The sequence below is a fragment of the Ruegeria sp. ABD4_443 genome (assembly GCF_056160865.1).
Map to the genome: position 1 here is coordinate 98382 of NZ_JBSWYA010000009.1, position 26147 is coordinate 124528.

The 26147-nt window shown below is 60.7% G+C and carries 20 protein-coding genes; 12 read left to right on the top strand and 8 right to left on the bottom strand.

What is annotated here, in order from left to right; translation table 11 throughout:
• Nucleotides 1–50: 50 nt before the first annotated feature.
• From ACXAG8_RS16045 to ACXAG8_RS16080, 8 genes are all read right to left on the bottom strand, one after another.
• Nucleotides 51–1349: an acyl-CoA dehydratase activase-related protein gene (locus ACXAG8_RS16045; RefSeq protein WP_475228698.1), complete on the bottom strand. Its 1299-nt coding sequence runs from the start codon at nt 1347–1349 to the stop codon at nt 51–53.
• Entirely contained in the window at nt 1300–3435 is a 2136-nt protein-coding gene (locus tag ACXAG8_RS16050; RefSeq protein WP_475228703.1) for a BadF/BadG/BcrA/BcrD ATPase family protein, read from the bottom strand. The genes ACXAG8_RS16045 and ACXAG8_RS16050 overlap by 50 nt, the downstream gene beginning before the upstream one ends.
• On the bottom strand, nt 3432–4943 hold the full coding sequence (locus tag ACXAG8_RS16055) for a hypothetical protein (RefSeq protein ID WP_475228709.1): 1512 nt from the start codon (nt 4941–4943) through the stop codon (nt 3432–3434). Before ACXAG8_RS16055 ends, ACXAG8_RS16050 begins: the two co-directional genes overlap by 4 nt.
• A 179-nt stretch (nt 4944–5122) precedes the next feature.
• The gene (locus ACXAG8_RS16060; protein WP_475228713.1) at nt 5123–6781 is read right to left on the bottom strand and encodes an amidohydrolase family protein; all 1659 of its coding nucleotides are present in this window, start codon (nt 6779–6781) and stop codon (nt 5123–5125) included.
• Nucleotides 6782–7005: 224 nt separating this feature from the next.
• The gene (locus ACXAG8_RS16065; RefSeq protein ID WP_475228720.1) at nt 7006–7950 is read right to left on the bottom strand and encodes a substrate-binding domain-containing protein; all 945 of its coding nucleotides are present in this window, start codon (nt 7948–7950) and stop codon (nt 7006–7008) included.
• A 48-nt stretch (nt 7951–7998) separates the two neighbouring features.
• A complete protein-coding gene (locus ACXAG8_RS16070) occupies nt 7999–9006 on the bottom strand; it encodes an ABC transporter permease (protein ID WP_475228727.1) in 1008 nt (335 codons plus the stop codon).
• Nucleotides 9003–10529 (bottom strand): sugar ABC transporter ATP-binding protein, encoded by a 1527-nt coding sequence (locus ACXAG8_RS16075; RefSeq protein WP_475228733.1) that lies wholly within the window; start codon nt 10527–10529, stop codon nt 9003–9005. Before ACXAG8_RS16075 ends, ACXAG8_RS16070 begins: the two co-directional genes overlap by 4 nt.
• Nucleotides 10530–10571: 42 nt before the next feature.
• Nucleotides 10572–12125 (bottom strand): UxaA family hydrolase, encoded by a 1554-nt coding sequence (locus tag ACXAG8_RS16080; RefSeq protein WP_475228739.1) that lies wholly within the window; start codon nt 12123–12125, stop codon nt 10572–10574.
• 83 nt (nt 12126–12208) lie between these two features.
• On the opposite strand from ACXAG8_RS16080, the gene ACXAG8_RS16085 reads away from it, so the two are divergent.
• From ACXAG8_RS16085 to ACXAG8_RS16140, 12 genes are all read left to right on the top strand, one after another.
• Entirely contained in the window at nt 12209–12946 is a 738-nt protein-coding gene (locus ACXAG8_RS16085; RefSeq protein WP_475228746.1) for a GntR family transcriptional regulator, read from the top strand.
• Entirely contained in the window at nt 12943–13995 is a 1053-nt protein-coding gene (locus ACXAG8_RS16090) for an aldo/keto reductase (protein ID WP_475228753.1), read from the top strand. Before ACXAG8_RS16085 ends, ACXAG8_RS16090 begins: the two co-directional genes overlap by 4 nt.
• Complete coding sequence (locus ACXAG8_RS16095) at nt 13985–14413, top strand: RbsD/FucU family protein (RefSeq protein WP_475228759.1); 429 nt, start codon at nt 13985–13987, stop codon at nt 14411–14413. The genes ACXAG8_RS16090 and ACXAG8_RS16095 overlap by 11 nt, the downstream gene beginning before the upstream one ends.
• Nucleotides 14410–15246: an amidohydrolase family protein gene (locus tag ACXAG8_RS16100; RefSeq protein WP_475228763.1), complete on the top strand. Its 837-nt coding sequence runs from the start codon at nt 14410–14412 to the stop codon at nt 15244–15246. The genes ACXAG8_RS16095 and ACXAG8_RS16100 overlap by 4 nt, the downstream gene beginning before the upstream one ends.
• Nucleotides 15243–16355 (top strand): fumarylacetoacetate hydrolase family protein, encoded by a 1113-nt coding sequence (locus ACXAG8_RS16105; protein ID WP_475228772.1) that lies wholly within the window; start codon nt 15243–15245, stop codon nt 16353–16355. The genes ACXAG8_RS16100 and ACXAG8_RS16105 overlap by 4 nt, the downstream gene beginning before the upstream one ends.
• A 171-nt stretch (nt 16356–16526) precedes the next feature.
• On the top strand, nt 16527–17282 hold the full coding sequence (locus ACXAG8_RS16110) for an SDR family oxidoreductase (protein WP_475228775.1): 756 nt from the start codon (nt 16527–16529) through the stop codon (nt 17280–17282).
• A 19-nt stretch (nt 17283–17301) separates the two neighbouring features.
• The gene (locus tag ACXAG8_RS16115) at nt 17302–18144 is read left to right on the top strand and encodes a fumarylacetoacetate hydrolase family protein (RefSeq protein WP_475228778.1); all 843 of its coding nucleotides are present in this window, start codon (nt 17302–17304) and stop codon (nt 18142–18144) included.
• A gap of 212 nt (nt 18145–18356) precedes the next feature.
• Nucleotides 18357–19460: a cytochrome-c peroxidase gene (locus tag ACXAG8_RS16120; RefSeq protein WP_475228781.1), complete on the top strand. Its 1104-nt coding sequence runs from the start codon at nt 18357–18359 to the stop codon at nt 19458–19460.
• A gap of 11 nt (nt 19461–19471) precedes the next feature.
• Nucleotides 19472–20656: a cytochrome-c peroxidase gene (locus ACXAG8_RS16125; RefSeq protein ID WP_475228784.1), complete on the top strand. Its 1185-nt coding sequence runs from the start codon at nt 19472–19474 to the stop codon at nt 20654–20656.
• Nucleotides 20657–20661: 5 nt separating this feature from the next.
• Nucleotides 20662–21231, top strand: coding sequence for an arsenate reductase (azurin) small subunit (locus ACXAG8_RS16130; RefSeq protein ID WP_475228787.1), 570 nt, complete (start codon nt 20662–20664; stop codon nt 21229–21231).
• A gap of 14 nt (nt 21232–21245) precedes the next feature.
• On the top strand, nt 21246–23927 hold the full coding sequence (locus tag ACXAG8_RS16135) for an arsenate reductase (azurin) large subunit (protein WP_475228792.1): 2682 nt from the start codon (nt 21246–21248) through the stop codon (nt 23925–23927).
• 1 nt (nt 23928) lies between these two features.
• Nucleotides 23929–26133 carry a HEAT repeat domain-containing protein gene (locus tag ACXAG8_RS16140; RefSeq protein ID WP_475228796.1) on the top strand — a complete coding sequence of 735 codons (2205 nt, stop codon included), beginning with the start codon at nt 23929–23931 and terminating at the stop codon, nt 26131–26133.
• The last annotated feature ends 14 nt before the right edge of the window (nt 26134–26147 follow it).

The following is a 26147-nucleotide window of genomic DNA, read 5'->3' on the forward strand; positions in this document are numbered from 1 at the left end:
CGCGCCCCCTCGCGCCAACTCTGTCAGGTCTTACGATACCCTAGCCGGTTTCAGCGCCCGGCACCGGGATGCTGCTGGTTCGTGGTATCGCCAATTTTATATGGTCCGGTTTGAACCGGTTCCGGTAATGGGTCCTGCGACGCCGTGCCGGTGTCTGGTGCGCTTGGCAAAAGGATTTCGGGCGGGGCATCCTGAAACGCGGCAAGCTTGCCCTGCATGATCTTGGGTGATTTCCGTTCCAGGTAATAGGCGATGGTTTCCACCCGAATGCGAACCGAACCGGCGGGTTTGGTTTCGTCAAGGTCCTGAAACACGAAGAAAAGCGTTCCAAGCGATTCCGCGATTGCCTGAACCGGTGAATAGGTCGGCTGATCCATCCCGCATTCATAGCTGGAAAACCGGATGCAGCATGTGATCCACGGCATAAGAGAGCCATAGCGCGCCGCCCACAAAAGCTCGTTCGTGTTGGCGCTGTGCGAGGTTTTCCAGATGTCCGAGATGTCAAAAGGGTTGCGGATGCGCCCGGCCTGGATCAGGTCCTTGTACAGCCAGTCCAGAACCTGGCGGTGCAGAGGCAGATATTGCCCCCAAAGGATTGGATATCCAAAGGCCTGCAGCTCGTTTTCGATGGCGTGTCCAATGCCTGAATCCATGTGATAGGGACGGCCAAGCGCAAGAATGCAGGGCCGGTTGCCGGTGGCACAGGATGCCAGAACTTCAAGGCTCTGGTCGCGCATTTCGCTGTCAAAGTCGTGCAATGCACCATAGGCCCGATCGACTGCGCCCTGCATTTCGGCCGGGGTCAGACCGTCCAGAATATCCCTGAACGCGTTGAACAATTGCCGGGCCGCCAAGGCGGGCTCGGCCAGCGACACCGCGGGCGAAACATAGGTCACTCCCTTTTCGCCGAACGTATCCTTTTCGCGCTGGAACCCCGCTCGGGTGCTTTCGGGCCCGGCGATCACGCGCGGGCAGGCCATGTTTTCGCGGACATTTCCGCGAAGGAAGGAAGGCACCGTCAGGATGATCGGCGAAAAAAGGATGTCGATCGGGCGTTTGAGCCCATCCAGCAACTCGCCGTAATGTCCGATCATGCACTTTACCGGGTAACAGCAATCAACCGCCCCCCGGCCTTTGCCATATCTGAGCTGCTGTGCCTCGGATGTTTCCGACGAATAAACGATGTCGCGGCGGCCAATTCCAAGCTCGACAAAAAGCGTCGTCCAAAAGCGATGCGTCGACCATTGGTTCAGAACCCGGGGGATGCCGATCCGCAAGGCCCGCTTTTGCCCTGCCGCCCTAGCGGAAGGCGCCTTGGCGAACGCTTTCTGCAATATTGGGATGCGCATTCAGGTCCTCGTCGATTTGTTTTTTCCGTTCCTTCATCTCGGCCGCGTCCTCGATCAGACCCTTGGAACAGGAGTTTCCGGTAATGACACGCTGCCAGCCCTCGGACAGCGGCACCTTGCTTTTGGGGCGGCCCTTTCCGCCCGGCACCTGCACGTCGATAAAGGCGCGGCTGCAGTTCATTGCGCACCAATGGCAGGTGGTCTTCGCATTGGTCGTGCTGACGTAATCCAGGTCTTCAATCCGGTCGAACCCGACAAACCGGGATGCGCCGTTGTGCTTCCCGTGTTCGGCAGCCAGCAGCGCGGCCCCCAGCGCGCCTGCCTCGCCCGCATGGGGGTGAACGATGATCTCGGCGTCGGGTATCTTGTCTTTGATGAAATCGATCTGGGCTTTCACCACCGCAAGGTTTCGGTGCGTGCCGCCCTGCAGGATGAACTTTCGTCCCACGGATTTCAGGTTCTGAAACTGGCCCGCATAGACCCAGACATTCAATGGCAGCACGGCGGCCAGGCTGGCCATGATCTCTTCGGCAGACCAGCCCTTGCGCTGTTGGTTGACAATGTCGGACTGCAGGAACACCCCGCACCCCATCATCAGGCGCGGCATCCGCGTGGCGCCAAACGCCTTGTCCGCATAGTCTTCCAGGGCGATGTCGTAGCGTTCGGCCACGCCCTGCAAAAAGGCCCCGTTTCCGGATGAGCATTGCGAATTCAGCCTAAAATCGACAACCGCCTGTTGTCGAAGCAGCATGATTTTGACATCCGTTCCACCCACGTCGCAGATCGCATCCGCATCAGGGTCCACATGCAGCGCCGCCGAGGCATGGGCCACCGTTTCAACCACCGGGACATCGGCGCCCAAGATGTCTTTCAACAGGTCCTTGCCGTACCCGGTCAACCCCAAGGCGCCGACGCCCCCGACACCGGCCTCGCGCAACTGGCGGAATATCAGCTTTGCGTCCTCGATCGGGTTTCCCCGGCTGGGCTGATAGACCGAGGCCCGGATGGCCGCGTCAGCGTCGATCGCGATTGCCTTGACGGTGGTGCTGCCGAAATCGCACCCGACAAACAGCCGGTCATGGGTGCCCTGGCCGGGGGCTGCCGCCGACGGCTCGGCATAGGTGCGCAGAAATCCGGCCAGTTCATCCTTGCTGGCCAATCCCGTCTGTCCGGTATTGGCCTTTTCTTCGTGCTGGCCGGTTTCGACCCACCATTTCAGATCGTCCGTCCCTGAATAGGCTTGCGGTTTCCCGTCTTCGCGCCGGGCAATCTGAACGCAGCCCAGGCTGGCGTAATACAGCGCATCATCGGGGACCAGGATGACATCGCTGACCGAGGATTGCGCGGGCAGGGTGACATTGCGTTCATCCCACAGTGCGCCAAGGTGGTGTTCCCATGCCTGCCGCAACCCGTGGAAAAACATGTTCGGCCCGCCCAGCAAAAGAACCGACGGCATCGGCGTATTGCCTTTGGTCAGGGTGGCCAGGTTCTGGCGGACCACGGCATCGAACAGGCTGGCAATAATCTCTTCTTTCGGAACCCCGGCCTTGACCAGGCTATTGGCATCGGTTTCGGCGAATATCCCGCATTTCGCGCTGATGCGGTGCAGGGTCTGGTCGAAATAGGGCAGGCTCGCCAAGGCGTCGGGCGGGATTTCCAGCTTGCGCGCAGATTTTTCGATGAAGGTGCCGGTGCCGCCGCTACAGGCCGATTGCATATAGACCTGCTTGGCCTTGCCGGCAGGCGTTGGGGTGAAGAACAATGTCTTCATGTCCTCGCCACCGATTTCGGACACGAAATGAACCTCGGGGTGTACCGCCTCGACGGCGGCAGCTACGGCGACGACTTCCTGGATCGTGCGCCCGTTTACCCGCGCGGCCAGGGTCCCCGCGCCCGAGCCCGTAAACGTGGCCACGTCGCGCCCTGCGGTCAGGCCTGCCTCGTGTTCCATCCGGGTCAGCAGTTCGAGTGTCTTTTCGGCCTGTTTGGTCTTGTGCCGACCATAAGCCTTCCAGATGACGTGCCCATCCTGGACAACCACACCCTTCACCGTGGTCGAGCCGATATCTATCCCGGCATATTTCAAAGCGACGCATTCCCAAGCTCAAGCACCACGTTGGCGGCCGTACCCGCAGCCCCGCGATGCGGAACTTTCCAGAACGGAGCGTTCACCTCGGGCTGGTCAGAGGCGCGGCGCTTGACCTCGTCCAGCGTCAGGCCAGTGGCGGCCAGCGCGGCCTGGAATTCATCCTGCGCCCGCGTCTTGGCTTCGGTCAGGACCATCTGGCACCGGGACAGCGCGTGCACGTCGCTGTCCCCCTTAACCTCGATCGGGGCGTATAGCATGCCGGGATAAGCGCCCTGGACCGCGGCCATCGCGCCGATGCTCATGGTGTTGGGCAGGCAGGCATAGGGCGAGAGTTCGCAAACCATATGCGCCTTTTTGCGTGTATGCGCCCAGATCGCCTTGCCGATCAGCAGGTCGCCCTCGCCGCCATTGATCATGTTGTCAAAAAATGGCGCGGCCAGTTTGCGCAGTTCGTCCTGATCCGGCATCGGGCGCGGAATGCCCCCCAAAGCCTTGCGCATCTGGTCGTATTTGGCGCGAAAGACCCGCTGTCCAAGTTTGAGCATCGCAAGGTTTCGGCGGGCATTCCTGTTGATGCCAAGCCGCTGTTCCAGCTTTTGCCCGCCGTACCGCATCAGGTAATCGAACCAGACGACCATCGGCGCTGGCTGAACCTCGGCGCCTTCGGATTCCAGCCATGAATGCATGTTGTAATTCTGGACGCCCTCGGCTGTGGCCAGATAGAATTCACCGGTGATCTTGACCATGGGTTTCACCCGCAGGCGGTCCAGCTGGATGTCTTCGAAATACGCTCGGGCCCGGCGCATGGCCCCGGTGAACCGGCGGGTGAACAGGTGCCAGCCGACAGACCGCCATTTCGGCAGGGTTTTCGGGCGGCCCAGCATGGCGTCATAGATTTCGGCCACCGCCTTTTGGGCGGCCTTGTTTGTTGCGCCGGGCTGCACTTCGTAAGGGCGCAGCTGGTATTCCAGGTCCTGTATCGCGTCCGCCGCCATCATGCCCAGGGCCGTGCTGAGCAGCAGATGGATATCGGTCTGCAATCCGGCATCGCTTGCCTTGGACTGGTCGATTTCGTGCTGTTGCACGAGAAACAGCCGAAACGCCTCAAGCCCGAGGTTCTTCAGCGCCAGTTCATAGCTTTGGTGATATTGACCGAACCGGCAGGACCCGCAGGCCCCGGCCGTTACATAGACGTATTTCTCGGCAACCTCCTGGGGCCCGATCCGTTCGGCCTCTTGCTTGAGAAAGCTTGACAGGTTGCCCGTGGTGAAAGCGGTCGGGCAGCACTGCCCGACATCGGCCAGTTCGCGGCCCAGAAACAGGTCTTCTACTGTTACGTCGGGCAGGCGCTGGGCGTTGTATCCGGCGCTTTTGAACAGGCCTTCCAGCAGCTGTTCGGCACGCCAGGTTACACCCCCGAAAAGTAAGGTAACGTCCTTGCGTTGATCTGCCGTAAATGGCCGCGGTTCATAGGCCCTGTAGGTGTCGTTTACAATTCTATTCATTAAAATGGCCCCCGATGAACATAACATGTTTTTTCAATGCATGTAATTGTCTATATTATTAAATTGACTGCGCTTTATTGGTCGGCCCCTGAAATCCCGCATGCCGGCTGCCCCGCAGCGCGCCGATCTAACCGGTGCGATCCAGCGCTAGAATGGGGCGCGAAGGGGTCGGAAATCGTCTAAGACTTCAGGAAGCTTTCGGCGTTTGTCTTGAAGAATAAAGGCGCGAACGGCGCTAGTTTGGAATGGTCGAAAATGTCGTACCAGGCGTTCAGGTATTCGCGGGTTCTTCCGATCATTTCCGGCATGGACCAATCGGACCCGTAGCAGATCTTGTTCTGAATTGGATACGTCCCGTCTGCTGCCGATTGATCCTCGATCAGTCGGATCAAACGGTCACGAACGCGGTTGCGTTGCTGCGGATCGAACAGGCTCAGGATATGGCCCATGCCAAGATAGACATTCTGGTATTTCTGCGCCATGAGGACGGCGCGATAGGCAAAGGACTTTTGAAAATCGCCGTCGGTTTCAGCCGCCCAGCCATACCAATCAACGTCAAGCGCACCGCCACCATGGGCCAGAAACAACCGCAGGTCCGTGTGGCCGGAGTCTTCGATCGCCTGTCGCCAATGGTGCGGGTCTGCATAGATGCCATAGCCTTTGCGAACTTCGAACCCTTTCGGGTTGCAATGCGAAAACAGGCGCAGCTTTTTTTCCCCGAAATAGTCGATGATTTCCTTCATCGCCTTTTTCGCGTGTTTGTGGGGCGCCGGGTGTTCTGCGCGTTTGATGTATTCGCTGGCATCTTTGGGGTTGGGGTTGACCGGGGTTACATACCCCTTGGACTCAAAGGCCCGAAAGCCAAGCGGCGGATAGATCTTAAAGTTCTTGATGCCGTGCGTGTCCAGCGCGTAATCGACATTGCTTTGCCAATGTGAACCGCGAAACGGGTCGACGGCGGCAAAGGTGATCAGCTGGTCGCCTTTCTCGGTGGCCAGCTTTTCCATTCGGTCGATCTGTTTTTTGAACCGGATGTCGGGCCGATCCAGACCGTTGCCATAGCGGGCTTCATAGGCCCCGTTCATGTCCAATAGAATTCCGACATACTGGTCAGCGCCCTGAATGTTTGCCGGATTGGCGGACCGATAGTCCAGTTCAAGCGCCTTGTACCGGTTCCGTTCGGACAGGGCCATGATGACGAAGAAAACCAGCAACTTTCCGATACTGGGCAGATTGTCGGGATACAACCCGGCCCGCAGCAGAGCATCACCTGTGCCTTCATCGAACGGTTGATGGCCATGCATATGCACGGCCTCTTCGAAAAATTCGTTGCGGGTCAAAATCCGGGCGGCGCGGGCAAAGGCGGCGGCCAACAACGCATCAAGGGCGTCCACCGGCTGATCCTTGCCTTCAAAAACAGACCGTGTGCTGGGCGGGCCGTCATGGCGCAACCGGTTGCCGATGGGGCGGATTTCGCTGAGCTCGGGGTAGATTGCCTGCTGGATATCGTCGAGCGCGCTCAGCAGCAGGTCGAAAGTTTCTGTGTCTGCGTCCGAACGCGGCACCTGGGCATCGGCAACCATATTGCGTATCCGCCGGATGAGCACATGCATAAGAAGGTCAAGATCGCGCTCTTGCAGCGCATCCAGCATGTCTTGCTGGTCGTTTTTGGGGGCTGAATCAAAGTCGCTTTTGGCCGTCAGCGAAACGGCAAGGCGGGCCAGACCGCGGGCCAAGCGTGAGAAGAGTCCATAAGATCTGAAAATCCCGTGCAGCGGCAGGTAACGGGCCGTGAACAGGTGGATATGCATGTCGATAAAGTTGTGTTGGGTGGGCATTGGCGAACCTCCAAAATGGTGGCCTGGCTGCTGAAAACGGCTTTTGGTTCAATCGAAATCACCGGCCACACCGCGAAATGGGTGGCCGAACTGCCCGCAGTAAATCTACTATATTTTGGGAAAATCGCCAAACCTGACCCGGAAAGGTACGGGATTGGTCTTGTAAGGTGCTGAAAAGAAAAAGGCCCGCCATCAGGGGCGGGCCACAGTCTTCGCGAGTGGGATCAGTCGTAAAGGACTGCTGCGATCTTGGGATCGTCTATGTTGGACGCGTCATAATAGTAAAAGCCGGTGTCGATCAGCGGCGGAACCTCTTCGCCCTTCATTGCCGCCACAGCGGCCTTGACGGTTTCATACCCGATGCCGACCGGGTTCTGGGTGATCGCGCCTGCCATCAGGCCGCTTTTGATTGCGTCCTTCTGTGCCTTGCCGCTGTCATAGCCGATGATCACCAGACCCTCGGTGCCCAGCTCCTGTACGCCGTTCACCACGCCAATCGCCGAACCCTCGTTGGTGCCGAAGATGCCGTTCAGGTCCGGGTTCGCGGTCAGGATCGCCTTGGTCACCTCGGTCGACTTGAGGTGGTCGCCCTGGCCGTATTGAACGGTGACGACTTCGATGTCGGGGTATTTTTCTGCGATGCGGTTCACGAAACCGTCGCGGCGGTCGATCCCGGTGCGGCTTGTCTGGTCGTGCGCAACGACTGCAACCTTGCCTGTGCCACCGATCATTTCGGCCATCTTGTCAGCGGCCAGCCCTGCTGCGGCCAGGTTGTCGGTGGTTGCCGTGGAAACCGGAATATCGCTGTCCACGCCGCTGTCGAAGGCAATCACCGGGATACCGCTGTCATTGGCCTGTTTCAGCAAGGGGATTGCGGCCTGGCTGTCCAGGGCGGCAAAGCCGATTGCCTTGGGATTGTTGGCCAGGGCGGCGGCCAGCATGTCAATCTGGCGATCAACCATGGTTTCGTTGTCGGGGCCTTCGAACGTGATGGTGACACCGTATTCGTCCGCGGCCTGTTCCGCGCCGGATTTCACCGCCTGCCAGAACTGGTGCTGAAAGCCTTTGGAGACCAGCGGGATGTAGATTTCCTCTGCCGCGGCCATCGAGGCCGGCCCGGCCAGTGTGGCGGCGCTCAGCGCCCCCAGAATGAAACGACGTGAAAACATGTTTTTTCCTCCTCTGAAACTGTCATGTTCGTGGTCAGTTGCGTAAATTCATCCGGATTTCCTGCGCCGCGCCATATCGGCATAAACGGCCAGGATGATGATCGCTCCGGTGACGACCGTCTGCCATTCCTGCGCCACGGACAGAACGCGCAGGCCGTTGGTCAGGACCGCCATGATCAGCGCCCCGATCAGGGTGCCCAGGATCGTGCCCCGCCCGCCGGACAGGGATGTTCCGCCGATCACGACGGCTGCGATGGCTTCCAGCTCATAGCCAAGCCCCAGGGCGGGTTGCGCCGAGTTCAGCCGCGAGGCGATCAGAATGCCCGCGATCCCGCAAATCGCCCCGGCCAGCGCATAGATGCGCATTTTCCACATGTCGGTATTTACCCCCGACAACCGTACCGCTTCTTCATTGGATCCCAGCGCAAAGGTATAGCGCCCCAGGACCGTACGGCCCAGGATATACGAGGCCGAGATTGCCACCAGGAACAGGATCAGCACGCCGTTGGGGATCGGAAGGGCCGGAAAAACCTCTCCGATCAACGAGCCGCGAGAGATCTGGTCAAACCCCGGAGTGTCGTTGAAATAGATCGGCCGGGTACCGGAAATGACCAGCGACAGACCCTTGAGGATAAGCATCATCCCCAAGGTGGCGATAAAGGGCGGGATTTTCATCTTGGCAACGAAGGTGCCGGAACAAAGGCCGCAAAGGGCGCCCGCGGCAATGGCGGCGATGACCCCGATCAGCAGGGGCATCCCCAGATAGGTCAGAACCACGCCAGCAATCACCGCGCAAAAGGTCATCAGCGTGCCGACCGACAGGTCGATGCCGCCGGTGATGATCACCAGGGTTGCAGCCACGGCAAGTACCCCGTTGACGGATGTGGCCTGCAGGATTGCGATCATGTTCGAGGTCTGCATGAAATTGGGCGACGCGATGGAAAAGCCGATCAGCAGGGCGATCAGGCTGGCAAAGGCCAGAAGTTTTTGATAGGCGCCGCTTTCCGACAATCCGGCCAGCGGGCTTTTCTTTTCGATATCCGTTGCTGAGGTCATTGTTCTGTCCCTGTAACCTGCATCGCCGCCGCCCTTTGGGTGGCCAGATGCATGATGTCTTCCTGAGTGGTGTTCTTGCCGCCGGGCAAAATCCCGGTCAGCCGCCCTTCGCACATCACGGCGATCCGGTGGCTCAGGCGCATGATCTCGGGCAGTTCCGACGAAATCACGATGATCGTCTTGCCCTGTTCGGCCAGATCTTCGAGCAGCTTGTAGATTTCAGACTTGGCGCCGACGTCGATGCCGCGCGTGGGTTCGTCAAAGATCAGGATGTCGCAGTCGCGCAACAGCCACTTGGCGATGACCACTTTTTGCTGGTTGCCGCCCGACAGCAACCGGACTTCCTGCATGTCCGATGGGGTGCGAATGCCCAGCCTCGAGATGTAATCCTTGGCGTTGGTGGCCATGTCGGCATCGTTCAATACGCCGCCGGTTTGCGTGAACAGGTCCATCGAGGCCAGCGCGATATTGTCCTTGACGTTCATGCCGGTCGCAAGGCCGAAATGCTTGCGATCCTCGGACAGGTATCCAATGCCTGCACGCACGGCGTCCCTGGGCGACCTGATCCTGACGGGCTGTCCATGCACGCGAATGTCGCCGCTGTCTTTCGGGTCGGCGCCGAAGATGGCACGGGCGACCTCGGTCCGCCCGGCCCCCATCAGCCCGGCAAACCCGAGTATCTCGCCCTTTTGCACCGAAAAGCTGACATCGCGAATGTCGTGGCCGCGCGACAGGTTTGACACCTCGAGCGAGGTTTCGGCCCCGGTGAGGTCGGGAACATCCAGCGGTTCCTCGTTCACTTCGCGGCCGACCATCATCGCGATGATCCGGCTGATCGGTGTTTCTGCGGCGTCGACGGTGCCGACATATTCGCCGTCACGCATCACGGTCACGCGGTCCGCGATCTGCTTTAATTCGTCCATCTTGTGGCTGATATAGACGATGCCCACACCTTCGGCCTTGAGGCGGCGGATGATCACGAAAAGCTCGGCAATTTCGGCATCGTTCAGGGCCGCTGTGGGTTCGTCCATGATCAGGACCCGCGACCGGTAAGACAGGGCCTTGGCAATCTCGACCATCTGCTGCTTGGCAATTGTCAGGCTGCCGACGGGCACCTTGGGGTCCAGCGCTAGGTTCATCGATGCAAAGATTTCGGCCGTTTGCGCATTCAGCTGGGCATCGTCCAACCGCCCGAACCGTTTGCGGGGTTCCCTGCCGATAAAGATGTTCTGCGCGACGGTCAGATCGTTCATCAGGCTCAGTTCCTGGTGAATGATGCCGATGCCCAGGTCCTGCGCCTCACGCGGGGAAGTGGGGCTGGCTTCCTGCCCGTTGATCCTGAGCGTACCGCCGTCGCGTTGATAAATACCCGAAAGGATCTTCATCAGCGTGCTTTTCCCGGCGCCGTTCTCGCCCATCAGCGCGTGAACTTCGCCCGGAACAAGGTCAAACTGCACAGCCTTGAGCGCGTGAACGCCCGGAAAGTGCTTTTCGATCCCTGTCATTTCGACAAGCTTTGTCATGTCTCCTCCCAAGTGCCCTTCATCCGACGGGCCGCGTCCTGTTCACATCACCGCCCCGATTTGCCAGGGAACAAACTCGACCCCTCCAAAGCCGAGCTGTTCGCTCTTGGTCTTTTCACCCGAAGCGACGCGGATCAGGATTTCGAACAGTTCCTGCCCCTTGTCTTCGATGCTGACGCCCTGGGTGACGATGTCGCCGCAGTTCAGGTCCATGTCCTCGGACATGCGCGCATACATTTCGGAATTGGTCGCCAGTTTGATGCAAGGGGTGGGTTGATACCCCGAAACCGATCCGCGCCCCGTCGTGAAGACGATCAGGTTCGAGCCGGACGCGACCTGCCCCGTAACCGAACAGGGGTCAAAGCCGGGGCTGTCCATAAAGACAAACCCCTTTTTGTCGACGATCTGGCCGAATTCATAGACGTCCTGCATCGGGGCAGTGCCGCCCTTGGCGACAGCGCCCAGCGATTTTTCCAGAATGGTCGTCAAGCCGCCCCGCTTGTTGCCGGGGCTGGGGTTGTTGTCCATCTCGCCGCCGTTACGCTCGGTGTAGGCCTCCCACCAGCGGATGCGCTCGATCAGCTTTTCGCCAACCGCGACCGAGGTGGCCCGGCGGGTCAAAAGGTGCTCTGCGCCATAGACTTCCGAGGTTTCGGACAGAATCGTGGTGCCGCCATGCCGCACCAATAGATCGGATGCGTAACCAAGTGCCGGGTTGGCCGTTATTCCCGAATACCCGTCCGAGCCGCCGCATTGCATGCCGACCGTAATTTCGCTGATCGGTGCAGGTTTGCGGCTTGCTTGGTTGGCCAGTTCGGCGATGCCGCGCAGTTGGTCAAGGCCGCGTTCTATGGTCCGGCGAGTGCCGCCTTCGTTCTGGATGGTCATGTACCGCAGCGCACCGTCGGGGCGGATCGGTCGACCACCGACAAGATTGGCCACCTGCATGACTTCACACCCCAGTCCGATCAGCAGGATACCCCCGAAATTCGGATGCTGGGCATAGCCTGACAGCGTGCGAAACAGCGCGGCATAGCCTTCGTTTTCGCCCGACATGCCACATCCGGTTCCGTGTACGATCGGCACGATGCCGTCCACGTTGGGGAAAGCGTCCAGAACCCCCGATTTCTCGGCGGCTTCGGCGATGAAACGGGCGACCGAGCCCGAGCAATTCACCGTTGTCAGGATGCCGATATAGTTGCGGGTTCCAACCTTGCCGTCCGACCGGTGATAGCCCTGAAAGGTGCGGGAATGGTCAATCTCGTCCAGCGCGTCATTGGCTGTGGCGTGGGCATAATCCTGTTGGTGTTCGCCCATTCCCAGGTTGTGCACATGTACATGCGCGCCCGGCGAGATATCGGATTTGGCCTGGCCGATAATCTGCCCGTAGCGGATCACGTTGTCCCCCCCGGCAATCGGCGCGGTTGCGATCTTGTGTCCGCGGGCGATGGCCGCGGGCAGCGGGGCGGGAACGCCGTCGGGGCGCTCTCCGGCGGTCAGGTCCCGCAATGCGATCACCACATTGTCGTCCGGGTTCAGGCGCAGAGTGTCGCGCGTTGGTCCGTTCGGACCGGATGAATTCTGGTTTGCTTGCATTGCATTCTCGCTTGCCTGCCTCAAGGTGCTAAGGGCACGAACCCCACTTGTCAACTAACATGTTAGTATGATAGCCCGAGAATATGAGCAAGTATCAGGACATTGACGCAACCCTTCTGCCGGATATCGGCGCGTTTGAGGGGTCGCTGGCCCAGCGGGTCTATTTGGCCGTCAAGCATGCCATTCTGGCGCTGGACTTTCCGCCGGGGGCGATCCTCAGGAAAGCGCCCATTTGCGAACGGCTTGGCGTGTCGCGTGCGCCGGTTGCGGATGCAATTACGCGCCTGGGCGCCGAGGGGCTGGTGGATGTGGTGCCGCAATCGGGCACCCGCGTTTCCTTTTTGTCGGTGTCTGAAATCCGCGAAGGCGTCTTTTTGCGTGAGGCCCTGGAATTGGCGGCCGTCGCCAAGGTTGCCCGCGATCTGACGGAAGACCAGCGCAGGATGCTTAGCCGCAACATGCGGTTGCAGGCCCTGCTGATCGAAGACGGTGACGTGCCGGGGTTTTATCAGGCGGATGAAGAGTTTCACACGCTGCTGATGAAATTCACCGGCTTCCCCCATCTGGCGAATGTGGCGCAGACCGTGTCGCTGCAGGTCAGCCGGGCGCGGATGCTGCTGCTGCCGACGCCGGGGCGTGTGGCCGAAACGCTGGTCGAGCATCGGGCGATTTTCGATGCCGTGCTGGATCATGATGAAAAGGCGGCGCAGGATGCCATGCAGCGCCATCTGGGTCAGCTCATGCCGCGGATCGAGGCGTTGGAAAAGGAAAAGCCGGATCTGTTCAGCACCAGTTTCCAGCCAGAAAGCACCACCGGATGACCGCCGCCAGGACCGAACTTTTGAACCGCCGCACGGCCCGGCCCGTTGCCCTGACACGGATGGGGTTTGGCGGGGCGCCGCTGGGCAATCTTTACCGCAAGGTGTCGGATGAGGACGCGCAATCGGCGCTTGGGGCCGCGTTTGACGCAGGCATCCGCTTTTTCGACACCGCGCCGCAATACGGGCTGGGCCTGTCCGAACAGCGGTTCGGACAGGCGATTTCCCGGTTTGGGCGCGACAATATTCAGCTGTCGACCAAAGTTGGCCGGTTGCTGCTGGATTGCGCCCCGCATGAGGTCACACCCGAGGCCTTTGTCGATGTTCCGCAGAAACGCATCGTGTTCGATTATAGCTATGACGGGGTCATGCGGTCCTATGAGGACAGCCTGACCCGGATCGGAACCCAAAGCGCGGATATCTTGCTGGTGCATGACGTCTGCGCCTTTAGCCAGGGAAGTCAGGCGGAATCGGACGCCAAGGTGCGCGAGTTGTTTGACCACGGCGGATACCGCGCCTTGGTCGAATTGCGGGATTCAGGCGAGATTGCCGCGATAGGGGCCGGAGTGAATGAGTGGCAGGTTTGCGAACGGCTGCTTGGGCTTGGGGATTTCGACGGTTTCCTGCTGGCTGGCCGCTATACCTTGCTTGAACAGGATGCGCTGGACAGCTTTCTGCCCTTGTGCGCGCAGCGCGATGTCGGGATCATTCTGGGCGGGCCTTACAACTCAGGTATTCTGGCAACAGGGGCGGTTGCGGGTGCAAAATACAATTATGATGATGCGCCTGCCGATATCATGAGCCGGGTCAGTCGCATTCAAGACGTCTGCGCGTCGCATGATACGCCGCTGATTGCTGCGGCGCTGCAGTTCGTTTTGGGCCATCCCTGCGTCAAGACAGTAATTCCGGGGGCGGTCAGCGCCGCCGAGGTGCAGGCCAATGTCGCGCTGCTGGATTATTCCATACCGGACGGGCTTTGGTCAGACCTGCGCGATCAGGGGCTGATCCGCCCGGATGCGCCAATTCCAACGGAGGCCACCAATGCTGCGTAACCTGGACCCTATCCTGTCGCCCAAGCTTCTATATGCCTTGCGCGCCATGGGACATGGCGACGAGATCGTGATTGCCGACGCGAATTTTCCCGGCACAAGCCTTGGGCCGGATTGCATTCGCGCCGACGGCTCGTCGGCCAGCGCGGTGTTGCGGGCGGTTCTGTCGGTCATGCCGCTGGACAGTTTCGTGCCCGACCCGGCCCTGACAATGCAGGTCGTCGGCGACCCTGATACCGTGCCCGAGGCGGTGGCAGGTTTTCAGCGCATCATAGATGAGGCCGCCGACAACCCTGTGCCAATACAGGCGTTGGAGCGGTTTGCCTTTTATGACCGGGCGGCCACGGCCTTTTCGATCATCCAGACCGGCGAGCGCCGCCTCTACGGCAATATCATCCTCAAGAAAGGGGTGATCGGGTGAAGATCGACGCCCATCAGCATTTCTGGTCCCTCAGCCGCAAGGATTACGGCTGGCTGACGCCCGCATTGGGGCCGATCTATCGCGACTTTCTTCCCGACGACATGGCGCCGCTGTTGCAGCAGGCCGGTATTGACGGGACGGTTCTGGTTCAGGCGGCCCCAACCGATGCCGAGACGGCATTTATGCTGTCGCTGGCATCCCAGCACGCGTTCATCAGGGGTGTTGTCGGCTGGGTCGATTTCGAAGCGCCCGACGCGTCCGACCGGATTGCCGCACTGGCGGCAAATCCTGCGCTGGTGGGGCTGCGGCCCATGATCCAGGATATCGCGGATACCGATTGGATGCTTGGGGAGCAGCTTGCCCCGGCTTTTGCCGCGATCATCCAAAACGATCTGGTGTTCGATGCCCTGACGCTGCCGCGCCATCTGCCAAACCTGCATCGGCTGTTGCAGAACCATCCGCAGATGCGGGTGGTTGTCGATCACGGGTCCAAACCGCAGATACGCGACGGCGCGATGGATCAATGGGCCAGCGACATTGCGGCCATTGCCCGCGACACGGATGCGTTTTGCAAGCTGTCGGGCCTTGTGACCGAGGCCAGTCAGGATTGGTCAGTGGACGACCTGCGCCCCTATGTCGACCATCTGCTGAACACGTTTGGCCCGACCCGGCTGATATGGGGCAGCGACTGGCCCGTCTGCACCCTGGCCAGCAGTTATGAACGCTGGGTCGACACGACCGAGCAGTTGCTTGCGGACCTGCCCGCATGTGACCGTGCGGCCATATGGGGCGGCAACGCGCTGCGGGCGTACAAACTGGGAAATTGCACATGACGGACCTGACATTGGATGCGGCTGGTACCTGGATCGGGCGTATCGAACGGCCGGGGATCGGGCCGAGTGTGGTGACCGTGCGCGATGGGATGCTGGTGGATATCACCGACCGGGCCGCGCCCACCTGCTGCGATATCCTGGAACGCGGTGACGCGGCCGAATACGTGCGATCGGCCCCCGGCACCACGCTTGGCAGGGTCAAAGACGGGCATAACTGGTTGGCACCCTGTGACCTGCAGGTGATCAAGGCCTGCGGTGTGACCTTTGCCGGGTCAATGGTCGAACGGGTGATCGAGGAACAGGCCGCAGGCGACCCGGACAAGGCGGATGCAATCCGCCAGCGGATCGCCGCACGGATCGGCGACAGCCTGACAGACATCACTCCCGGTTCGCCAGAGGCCATGCAGGCCAAAGAGGCGCTGATGGCCGAGGGGCTTTGGAGCCAATACCTTGAGGTCGGGATCGGGCCGGATGCCGAGGTCTTCACCAAGGCCCCGGTTCTGTCCGCCGTGGGCTATGGTGCGGATGTCGGGTTGCTGCCCGCGTCCACATGGAACAATCCCGAACCCGAGATCGTGCTGGCCGTGTCGTCACAGGGGCAGATCAAGGGGGCCGCGCTGGGCAATGACGTGAACCTGCGCGACATCGAAGGGCGTTCGGCCCTGTTGCTGGGCAAGGCCAAGGACAACAACGCATCCTGTGCCATCGGCCCGATGATCCGCCTGTTCGACGCGACCTTTTCGCTGGATGACATACGCGCCGCCGACCTGACCATGACCGTCGAGGGGACGGATGGTTTCGTCCTGAATGGGCATTCCTCGATGGCGCAAATCAGCCGGGACCCGGTCGATCTGGTGCAGCAGACAATCGGCCGCCACCATCAATACCCCGACGGGGTGATGCTGTTTCTTGGTACGCTCTTTGCCCCAACCCAGGACCGGGACACGCCCGGTGGCGGCTTTACCCACAAGCTGGGCGATGTCGTGACAATTGCGAATGACAGGCTGGGCGCGCTGACCAATACGGTGCGTTTGTCGACCGACTGCCCCGAATGGCGGTTTGGGGCCTCGCATCTGATGCGAAACCTGGCCGGACGCGGCCTGATTTGAGAAAGACCGGACAATGCGCAGCGTAACACACCTGATTGCGGGGCCCTGTCCGGCATCGACGAATTTCGGGGCAAGCTCTGTCGGAACCTTGTCGATCCGGCGGTTCCAACGCCCCGTTTGTTACCAGAACCTTCCATTGGATTTGCTGCCTGAAAACGTATGAGGTCAGACATGACGACACAGAACAACTCAAACCGGCTGCACGGCAAGACGGCCTTTGTCACCGCCGCAGGCCAGGGCATCGGGCGCGCAACCGTCGAACGGTATGCCGCCGAAGGTGCGCGGGTCATTGCAAGCGACATCAACCCGGACGCGGTGGCGGAACTGGGCAATATCGCAGGGATCACGGCGGTTCAGCTGGACGTGACCGATGCCAGCGCCGTGGGCGCGGCGGTCGCCGATCTGCCGCCGCTGGATATCCTGTTCAACTGCGCAGGCTATGTGGCGGGCGGCACCATCCTGGAGTGCGACGAAGCCGATTGGGATTTCAGCTTTGATCTGAACGTAAAGGCCATGTACCGGCTGATCCGGCTTGTGCTGCCCACAATGCTGGAAAATGGCGGAGGGTCGATCATCAACATGTCCTCGGTCGCCTCGTCGATGACGGGTGTTCCCAACCGGTTTGCCTATTGCGCGTCCAAGGCGGCGGTGATCGGGCTGACCAAATCGGTGGCGGCCGATTTCGTCACACGCGGCATTCGCTGCAATGCCATCTGCCCCGGTACCGTCGACAGCCCCAGCCTGCACGAGCGCCTGCGCGCCACAGGAGATTATGACAAGGCGATGACCGATTTCATCGCGCGTCAACCGATGGGGCGTATCGGAACCGCCGATGAAATCGCCGAGCTGGCCGTATACCTGGCCAGCGACGCAAGCCAGTTCACCACCGGCCAGCCCTTTGCCATTGATGGCGGCTGGACCATCTGATTCCAGGAAGGAAACCAATATGAAATTGCTGCGCTATGGCCCTGTGGGTTCTGAAAAGCCGGGGCTGCTGGATTCTGCCGGCGTGATCCGTGATCTGTCTTCGGTCGTCGACGATATCTCTGGCCGGGCGCTGGGCGATGACAGCCTGGCCAAGCTGCGCGATCTGGACCCCGAAAAGCTGCCGCAGGTTGGTCCGGATACGCGCATCGGCGCCTGTGTTGGCAGCGTTGGCAAGTTCATCTGCGTCGGCCTCAACTATGCGGATCACGCCGCCGAAAGCGGGATGGAACTGCCGCGAGAGCCGGTTATCTTTTTCAAGGCAACTTCGGCGATCATGGGCCCCGACGACGCGGTGGAAATCCCGCGCGGGTCCGTCAAAACCGACTGGGAGGTCGAATTGGGCGTGGTCATCGGAAAAGAGGCGAAATACGTCTCTGAGGCCGAGGCGCTGGACCATGTTGCCGGGTATTGCGTCGTCAATGACTTGTCCGAGCGTGATTTTCAGCTGCACCGCTCGGGGCAATGGGTCAAGGGCAAGTCCGCCGATACGTTCGGGCCGATTGGTCCCTGGCTGGTAACCCGCGACGAGATTGCGGACCCGCAGGACCTGCCCATGTACCTTGAGGTGAACGGCCACCGGTATCAGGACGGTTCGACCAAAACGATGCATTTTGGCGTGGCCACCGTGGTCTCGCACCTGTCGCAGTTCATGTCGCTGCAACCCGGTGACGTGATTTCGACCGGGACCCCGCCGGGCGTTGGCATGGGGCAGTCGCCGCAGACATACCTGAAGCCCGGCGACCGCATCGAATTGGGCATCGCCGGATTGGGCGTGCAAAAACAATCGGTCATCGCCGGATAGGCCGGGCCATGACAGTTCGGGTCAACCCGGTCGCGGGCCGGGTTTGCCCAACCATCGCAACGGGCCGCGGGATTGGCCGCAGCAAGAATCGCGATGACTTTTGGTGAACCTTAATCTGGATCAAATCCAGACGGCGCCTTTGTCCCCTAAGCTTTGTCAGGCCGGTACGTGGCCATCCGGTGCGACCGGGCCAGCGACAAGGGGCAATAACGATGACAACAGCCAGACCGTGGTTCTGGGCGTTTTCGACGGCGTCCTTGCTGACATTCAGCGCCTTGATGCCGGTCCATCCGGTCGTGGCGGATGAACCGGGGCCGGTGGCGGCAATTGCCTTTGACCCGGCCAAGGCCGCCCTTGGCAAGCGATTGTTTTTTGACCCACGCCTGTCTGGCGATACCGAAACGTCCTGTGCCAGTTGCCACCAACCCGAACACGGGTTCACCGATGGCAAGGCGCTGTCGGACGCCTATGCCGGCAGCCTGCATTTCCGCAACGTTCCGACCCTGATCAATAGTGCCAAGCGCGCGGCGTGGTTTCATGACGGGCGGATCGGCACCAACCTCAACGACGTGACCCGCGAAAGCATTACCGAAACCTATGCGATGAACATGGATATGCGGCTGATGCAGGAGCGCATCAAGCAGGACCCGGTCTATGTCGAGATGTTCAAGGTTGCGGGGTTTGGCGAACCCTCGAATGGTAGTGTCCGCAATGCCATACCGGAATACCTGAAAACACTGATCTCGCGCGGGGCTCCGTTCGATACCGGCGAGATGTCACAAGACGCTCAGGCCGGGTACCAGGTGTTCAAGGACAGCGGGTGCAACGCGTGCCATTCCGGTGAGCGGTTCACCGACGATCTGCCCCACAACCTGGGGGTTCCCGATAACCCCGAGATTTGGGCGACGCCCGAACGCCACATCACCTTTGTCACCATGATGAAATTCCTTGGCGTCGAGAACTATATGAACCTGCGCGCGGATCCCGGCGCTTATATTCGCACCCACACTGCCGATACGTTCGGAACCTTTTTGACCCCCACATTGCGCGAGCTGACCTTTACCGCGCCCTATATGCACAACGGCACGCTGGCCACGCTAGAGGATGTGGTGGCCTTTTACGATGCGGGCGGTGGCGATGATGCGAACAAGGACCCGCGCATCAAGCCGCTGGGCCTGTCCGCGACAGAGCAAGCGCAGCTGGTGGCTTTTCTCAAAGCGCTGTCCGGCGTGCCGCTGACCGGCCCGGACTTTGTCCCGGAACCGATCGATACGGACTATGCGCCGATCGAAAACTGGCAAGATGCAACGAACTGAGGAGTGGCACGATGAAGGACCAAACCCCTGTCTTGCCCGGCACCGTCCTTGCCGCCGCTGTCATTGCGGTCCTCGGGTCGCAGGTTCTTGCCGCTGATAGCAGGGTGATCGAGACCGGCACTGGCGGTGCTGATCCAGACCCCGACGCGCCGCTGGTTGCGCTGGGCCCGCCGCCCATTCCGTTGGACAACCCGCAGACCGAGGCCAAGATCGAACTGGGCAAGATGCTGTTCTTCGACCCGCGCCTTGGTGGTAACCCCTCGACCCCCTGTTCGGCCTGCCACAACCCCTATGTGGGCTGGGATGTCGAGGCGCAGGTCTCGTTCGGCTATCCGGGCACGACCCACTGGCGCAACAGCCAAACCATCGTCAACGCGGCCTATTACGGCAAGTTGTTCTGGGCGGGCGCATCCAAAAGCCTTGAAGACCAGGCCAAATCTGCGGCTGGCGGCGCAGTTGCCGGCAATGGCGAGGCCGACATGATGGAGGCCCGCCTGGCCTTTGTCCCCGAATATGTTGAACGTTTCAACGCCGCGTTTGGCGACCGGTGGCCGCGCATCGGCAATGCCTGGCGGGCCATCGCAGCGTTCGAGCGCACAATTGTGCAAACCGATACACCGTTTGACAGGTATCTGCGTGGTGATGATGACGCGCTGAGCGGGGAACAGAAACGCGGGCTGGCCCTGTTTACCGGCAAGGCGCAATGTTCCGAATGCCACAACGGTGCGCTGCTGTCGGACGAAAAATTCTATAACACCGGGGTGCCACCGTATGACGGTTGGCAAGACGAAGGGCTGGCGCAGGTCACGTTTCGGTACGAACTTTATGCCAAGGGCGTGACCGAAGACATGTATCGCCACACCAAGGACGATCCGGGATTTTACTTCCGCACCAAGGAAAAGACGGACAAGGGCAAGTTCCGCACGCCGTCGCTGCGCTATACGCTTTATACCGAACCCTACATGCATAACGGCATGCTGGCATCGCTTGAAGATGTGGTGGAATTCTACGACCGGGGCGGTGGCGTGAATGAGTTTGCCGAAAACAAATCCCCGCTGATCCAGCCCCTTGGCCTGACCAATGGGGAAAAGGCCGACCTTGTGGCTTTCCTGGAATCCCTCTCTGGCGAAGAAATCCTGGTCGATGAACCGGTCTTGCCGGATTACCAGCCGCTGCCTGCGGCAGCAAAGGAGTAGGCGTCATGAAAGACCACACCGCAACCGGGTGCAGCTGTTCGGGCGATGCGAAAAAGGCCTGCACCGTGAACCGCCGTCAGTTCCTGTTTGCATCTGGTGCCACGACATTCACGGTCATGGTGGTGATGCCCACCCGTCACGGGCAGGCAGAACAGGTGCCCGCCCTTGTGTCCACCTATCCGCGCAAGCTGATCGGTAAATTGTCCGAGTTGGAACAAGACGTGCCGGTTGAATTCTATTACCCGGACGAGGGCGACTATTCGGACTCGATCCTGGTCAGGACAGGTGTGGAATGTGGCGGAGGTATCGGCCCGCAACGGGACGTAGTGGCCTTTAACCTTACCTGTACCCATCAGGGCGGGTCGCTTTACGACACGTACAAGGCCGACCACAAGGTTCTGGGTCCGTGCCCGCTGCACCTGTCCACCTATGACATGACGCGCCACGGAATTCTGGTGTCCGGTCAGGCCTATCAATCGCTGCCGCAGGTGCTGTTGGAGCTGGAGGGCGACGACATCTATGCCGTTGGCATGTTCGGGCTGATCTATGGCCGTTACGACAACTTGATCGCCTAAGGGGGAACGGAAACATGGCAACCCCGTATTACGTACCCGAAACCAATGTACCGCTGCCGCCCAGGGGGGCCGAGGTCATCTCGACCGCCTGCGACTATTGCATCGTCGCCTGTGGCTACAAGGTCTATCGCTGGCCGGTGACGGCTAAGTCCGGTGGTCCGTCGGCGGATGAAAATGCCTTTGGCGAGGATTTCCCCGTGGCCCCCCTGGGCGCATGGGTGGCCCCGAACCAGCACAATATAGTTCTGCACAAGGGCCAGCCGCACCATGTGGTGATCGTTCCGGACAAGGATGCAAAACACGTCAACACCGACGGTGACAGCTCTTTGCGGGGGGGATGTATCGCGCAGAAATGCTATAACCCCCAGACACCGACGCGCGACCGCCTGAAAACGCCGCTGATGCGGATCTATGGCACGTTGATGCCGGTTCCGTGGGATCTGGCGCTGGATGTTGCCGCCGAGGTGGGCAATCACGTCATCGCCCAGCACGGTGCCAATGCCTATGGCGTCAAGACGTTCAGCTATCAGTACATCGAGAACACCTATGCGATCTCGAAATACGCGCTGCGCCATATCAACACCGCGAACTTCACATTTCACGACACGCCGTCCGATGTAACCTCGACCCCCGGGTTCCGGGATGCGGGCTTTGACAATTTCGGCCCGTCTTATGAGGACTGGCGGGATGCGGAAACCCTGTTGGTCTGCGGCACCGACCCGTATGAGACCAAGACCATCCTCTATACCCAGTGGATGATGAAGGGGATGCAGAACGGCCAGCGCGAGATTTATCTGATCCCGCGCCGGTCGGCCGGTGTGGCCCATGCGGAAAAGATGGGCGGACTGCATATCGACGTCCTTCCCGGCACCGACCTGCTGGTCGTGAACGCCATTGCCCGCGTCATCGTGGAAAATGGCTGGGAGGACAGCGACTGGATCAAAAACTGGGTCAACAACAATTGGGAAAGCTCGTCCGGCTTTGGTCAGGGCACCCGCAACACCCCGTGGCAGTGGCGTACGACCTGGGGCAAGTTCCAGACCAAAGGTTTCGAGGATTGGAAAGAGTGGCTGCTGTCGCAGGACGAATTCGCGCCTGAAACAGCTGCTGCCATGGCCGAGATCGACTTTCAGAAAATCTATACGGCTGCCGAATGGCTTGCCAAACCCAAGGCAGACGGCGCGCGCCCGAAAACCTCGATCATGATCGAGAAAGGGTTTTATTGGTCGAACAATACCGGCAACACACAGGCGATTTCCGCGCTGGGCATCATCTGTGGCTGTGGCGGGCGTCCGGGTCAGGTCATTGGCCGCGCCGGTGGGCACCAGCGGGGCGGCGTGAAGGGTGGGAAATACCCGCGCAACAAATCGCCCGAGAAACTGCCGGGTCGCCGTCGCCGCGCCATGGATACCGACCGCTATCTGATCGCGGGCCACACCCGCATGGCACATGTGATCGGCACCACCTGGATTCAGTCCATGTGCGGGTCGCAGCAACTGGCGGACAAATTCGAGGACCTGACCGTCCGCAACCCGCATCAGATCGCCAGCTTTGACAAGCAAGAGATGATCGACACGCTGAAAGCCCGCGCCGACAGCGGCGGTATGGTGGTGATCAACCAGGACATCTATCTGCAGGACCCGATCGGCAACCGTTACGCCGACATCGTGTTCCCCGCAGCGACCTGGGGCGAAGAGGATTTCCTGCGCGCCAATGGCGAACGCCGCCTGCGTCTGTACCAGAAATTCTATGACGCGCCGGGCGCGGCCAAGCCTGACTGGTGGATCATTGCACAGCTTGCCTCGCGCATGGGTTTTGACGGGTTCGACTGGCAAAACGCGAACGAGGTCGCCGAAGAGGCGGTGCGTTTCACACGCGGGTCGCGCAAGGATTTTCACGCGGTCTATCGTCTGGCCGGGAAAGAGGGCAAGACCCTGCACCAGAAGGTCCGTGAATTTGGCACGGACGGGGTGCAATGCCCGGTCATGCTGGATGCCGATGGGGTGACGCTGATCGAAACCAAGCGTTTGCACGACACCACCCGCAAGCTGCCCGATACCGGTGCGGCAGGTGCGGATGTGTTCAACAAGAAGCTGACGCATTTCAACACCCAGACGGGCAAGTGCAACATCCAGAAATCGCCCTGGGGTCTGTTCTCGGACTATTGGGAATGGCTCAAGCCGGATAAGACCCAAGGCGAGCTGTGGGCGACATCGGGCCGGATCAACGAACGCTGGCAATCTGGTTTTGACGACCGCCGCCGCCCCTATATCGTGCAGCGCTGGCCCGAGAACTGGGTCGAGATTCACCCCGACGATGCGGCCGAGCGCGGCATCGAAAGCGGCGACTATGTGATGGTCTATTCGGAACGCGTTCCGGGCAACAAGCACACGCTGCTGGGTGTGGAAGGCGACGATTTCCAGTTCTCGAAACTGATGGAGAACGGGCATATCGAACTGACCAAAGCGGCGATTACCGCCGTGGCCATGGTCACGCCCGCCATCAAGAAAAGCGTTGTCTACATGGATTTTCTGCACATGCAGCAACCCGCGAACGCGCTTGAAGGGCGGATCGTCGATTGGATCAGTGGCAATTACAACTACAAGATGGGCGTTGCCAAGCTGCGCAAACTGGGGCCAAGCCCATACAAGACGTCGTTCCGCACGATGTCCTTTGCGCCACGCGATATCGCCTGACATGAACATGCGTTGTGATACCTCGCTGCGGGACGCGGCCATCTGCCGGTTCTCGGAACTGGCCGGGTCTGAATACGAAGTGATCCGCCTGCGCGCCATTCAGGCCCTGACAGCGATGGGCGCGGGCGACTCCCCCGCGCTTGTCGGGGCCTTGCAGGACGAAGACGAAGATGTCCGGCAGGATGCCGCCCAGGCGCTGGGGGACCTGGGCGTACATCAGGCTGCACCTCACCTGTTGGAAAACCTGATCCAGGATCCCTGCGGCGAGGTAAAGCTGGCCTGCGTCAACGCGCTTGCCGCGCTGAATTTCAAAGAGGCCGCGCCTTATCTGCGGACCCTTGTGACCGGGCGTGGCGATCAGATCACATGGGATGAGGACGCGCTGTACAGGGACGAATGGGATGACTGGCTGGACATCCAGATTGCAGCGATCCGGGCGCTGGGCCATATGGGTGATGCCGCCGCAATTGAACCCATTGTCATCGCCGTGATGGACCAGGACGGGCAGGCGCTTGGTGATGTGGCCTGTCAGGCGCTGGGTCGGATCGGCGCGCCCTCGGTGCCGACATTGGGCGTTTTCGCCCGATCGGTGAACCGTCGGCTGCGCCACTGTGCCTTGCATGCTCTGGCCGGGGTAGGGGGCACCGAAGCCTGGGCGATTTTGCGCAATGCGCTGTCTGACGCGGATGCTCAGGTCAGGCTGCTCGCCTATCAGGCGCTGATGCCCCAAGACCCGGATCTGGTCGCGCAGGCACTGGCCGATCCCGCCGAAGACATACGAATTGCCGCGCTGAACCATTCGGGTTTTTCCGAGCCCGAAATGCTGGACCGCATGATGCGCGATCCGGGCGCAAAGGTGCAATTGGCGCTGATCGGGTGGCTGAGCCATAGCGTGCCAATCACCGACCAAGGTGACCTGCGCTGGCAGGTTCTGGAATTCCTCGCCAGCGGTCAGCAGCCCGAGGTTGCGGCGCAGGCGTTGGGTTCCTTGGCCGCGTTGGCCCCTGATCTGGTGGGCGACCGACTGAACACGCTGTTTTCCGGATGCGGCGATGACCCCGAGACCGAGCGTATTCAGTGGGCTGTGGTCGATGCGTTGTCATCGTCGCCCCGGTATGAGGCAGTCGAATGGTTGCAGCGCGCCTGCCGCGCGCCGTTCAGGTCGGTGCGGTTGAAGGCCGCCGGGTCACTCGCGATGATCGTGACCGACCCCAACAGCCCGCAACAGAACCGGCAATTGGGGCGCGAGGTGCTTTTGTCCCTGGCGCGGGCGCCGGTTTCTGCCGCCGAAGACCTGCCCCAAGAGGACGAGCCGCAAACCGACATTGAAACGCTCAGGGCTGCGGGCCTGGACGTGTCGGCGGGCGACGAAAGCGGGCCGACCTCAAGCCTGGGGGCGATTTTGGGACATGATGCACTTGCCGCCCAGATGACGCAGCAGGCGGCAGAGGTTGAAACCCACCCCCTGACCGCGCGCGAACAGGCGTTGCTGGCGCGGGCAACCCGCCACCCAATGCGCCGCCGCGTGGCACTGGGCGACCCAGAGGCGACGCCCGAGCGGGACACCCGCATGTCAGCGATCCGGCTGTTGGGCGACGTGGCGGGTATGCAGGGTAGTCTGGCCCAAATCGCGCAGGACCCCGAAGCCGAAATTGCGCAACAGGCGCTTGCAGCGCTGGCGGTGTCGATCACCCGATGGGGCCCCGAACTTGAGGTGGACCAACTGGCCGGGCTGATTGCCAAGGGGCTGTTGCACGCGGATACGACCATGTCGCAACAGGCGCTAAAGCTGCTGCGGCAGGCGGATTTGCCACCGCAGGATGCCATGCGCGGCGGGCTGCGTGCGATGCTGAAATCCGGCGACGCCGCGTTTCGCATCGACGCGATGCATGTCCTGACCCGATGGGACGGGACCCCGGACCTGGCGCGCAGCCTGCTGGACGATGCCTCGGCCCTGGTGCGACAGGCGGCGATGCGGCTTTTGGCGGACATTGCGCCCGATCAGGCAGGCGCGGCCATCGTGCCCTTTTTGTTGGCCAATCCGGAACAGCGGATCGTGACCTATGTCAATGACACCGAACCTGCCCTGGGATCAATTGGGCGCGAATTGATGACCGAGCTGCGAAACCCGGACAGGCAATCTCAGTGGCCGGTTCTTGTAAGTGCCCTGGCCGATTTGCTTGCGGGCACGGCGCATTCGGTCTGACGCAGGAGAAATAG

Coding starts and splice junctions, on each gene's coding strand:
- ACXAG8_RS16045 (WP_475228698.1), bottom strand. CDS start 1,349: ATGCGCATCCCAATATTGCAGAAAGCGTTCGCCAAGGCGCCTTCCGCT.
- ACXAG8_RS16055 (WP_475228709.1), bottom strand. CDS start 4,943: ATGAATAGAATTGTAAACGACACCTACAGGGCCTATGAACCGCGGCCA.
- ACXAG8_RS16060 (WP_475228713.1), bottom strand. CDS start 6,781: ATGCCCACCCAACACAACTTTATCGACATGCATATCCACCTGTTCACG.
- ACXAG8_RS16065 (WP_475228720.1), bottom strand. CDS start 7,950: ATGTTTTCACGTCGTTTCATTCTGGGGGCGCTGAGCGCCGCCACACTG.
- ACXAG8_RS16070 (WP_475228727.1), bottom strand. CDS start 9,006: ATGACCTCAGCAACGGATATCGAAAAGAAAAGCCCGCTGGCCGGATTG.
- ACXAG8_RS16075 (WP_475228733.1), bottom strand. CDS start 10,529: ATGACAAAGCTTGTCGAAATGACAGGGATCGAAAAGCACTTTCCGGGC.
- ACXAG8_RS16080 (WP_475228739.1), bottom strand. CDS start 12,125: ATGCAAGCAAACCAGAATTCATCCGGTCCGAACGGACCAACGCGCGAC.
- ACXAG8_RS16085 (WP_475228746.1), top strand. CDS start 12,209: ATGAGCAAGTATCAGGACATTGACGCAACCCTTCTGCCGGATATCGGC.
- ACXAG8_RS16090 (WP_475228753.1), top strand. CDS start 12,943: ATGACCGCCGCCAGGACCGAACTTTTGAACCGCCGCACGGCCCGGCCC.
- ACXAG8_RS16095 (WP_475228759.1), top strand. CDS start 13,985: ATGCTGCGTAACCTGGACCCTATCCTGTCGCCCAAGCTTCTATATGCC.
- ACXAG8_RS16105 (WP_475228772.1), top strand. CDS start 15,243: ATGACGGACCTGACATTGGATGCGGCTGGTACCTGGATCGGGCGTATC.
- ACXAG8_RS16110 (WP_475228775.1), top strand. CDS start 16,527: ATGACGACACAGAACAACTCAAACCGGCTGCACGGCAAGACGGCCTTT.
- ACXAG8_RS16115 (WP_475228778.1), top strand. CDS start 17,302: ATGAAATTGCTGCGCTATGGCCCTGTGGGTTCTGAAAAGCCGGGGCTG.
- ACXAG8_RS16120 (WP_475228781.1), top strand. CDS start 18,357: ATGACAACAGCCAGACCGTGGTTCTGGGCGTTTTCGACGGCGTCCTTG.
- ACXAG8_RS16125 (WP_475228784.1), top strand. CDS start 19,472: ATGAAGGACCAAACCCCTGTCTTGCCCGGCACCGTCCTTGCCGCCGCT.
- ACXAG8_RS16130 (WP_475228787.1), top strand. CDS start 20,662: ATGAAAGACCACACCGCAACCGGGTGCAGCTGTTCGGGCGATGCGAAA.
- ACXAG8_RS16135 (WP_475228792.1), top strand. CDS start 21,246: ATGGCAACCCCGTATTACGTACCCGAAACCAATGTACCGCTGCCGCCC.
- ACXAG8_RS16140 (WP_475228796.1), top strand. CDS start 23,929: ATGAACATGCGTTGTGATACCTCGCTGCGGGACGCGGCCATCTGCCGG.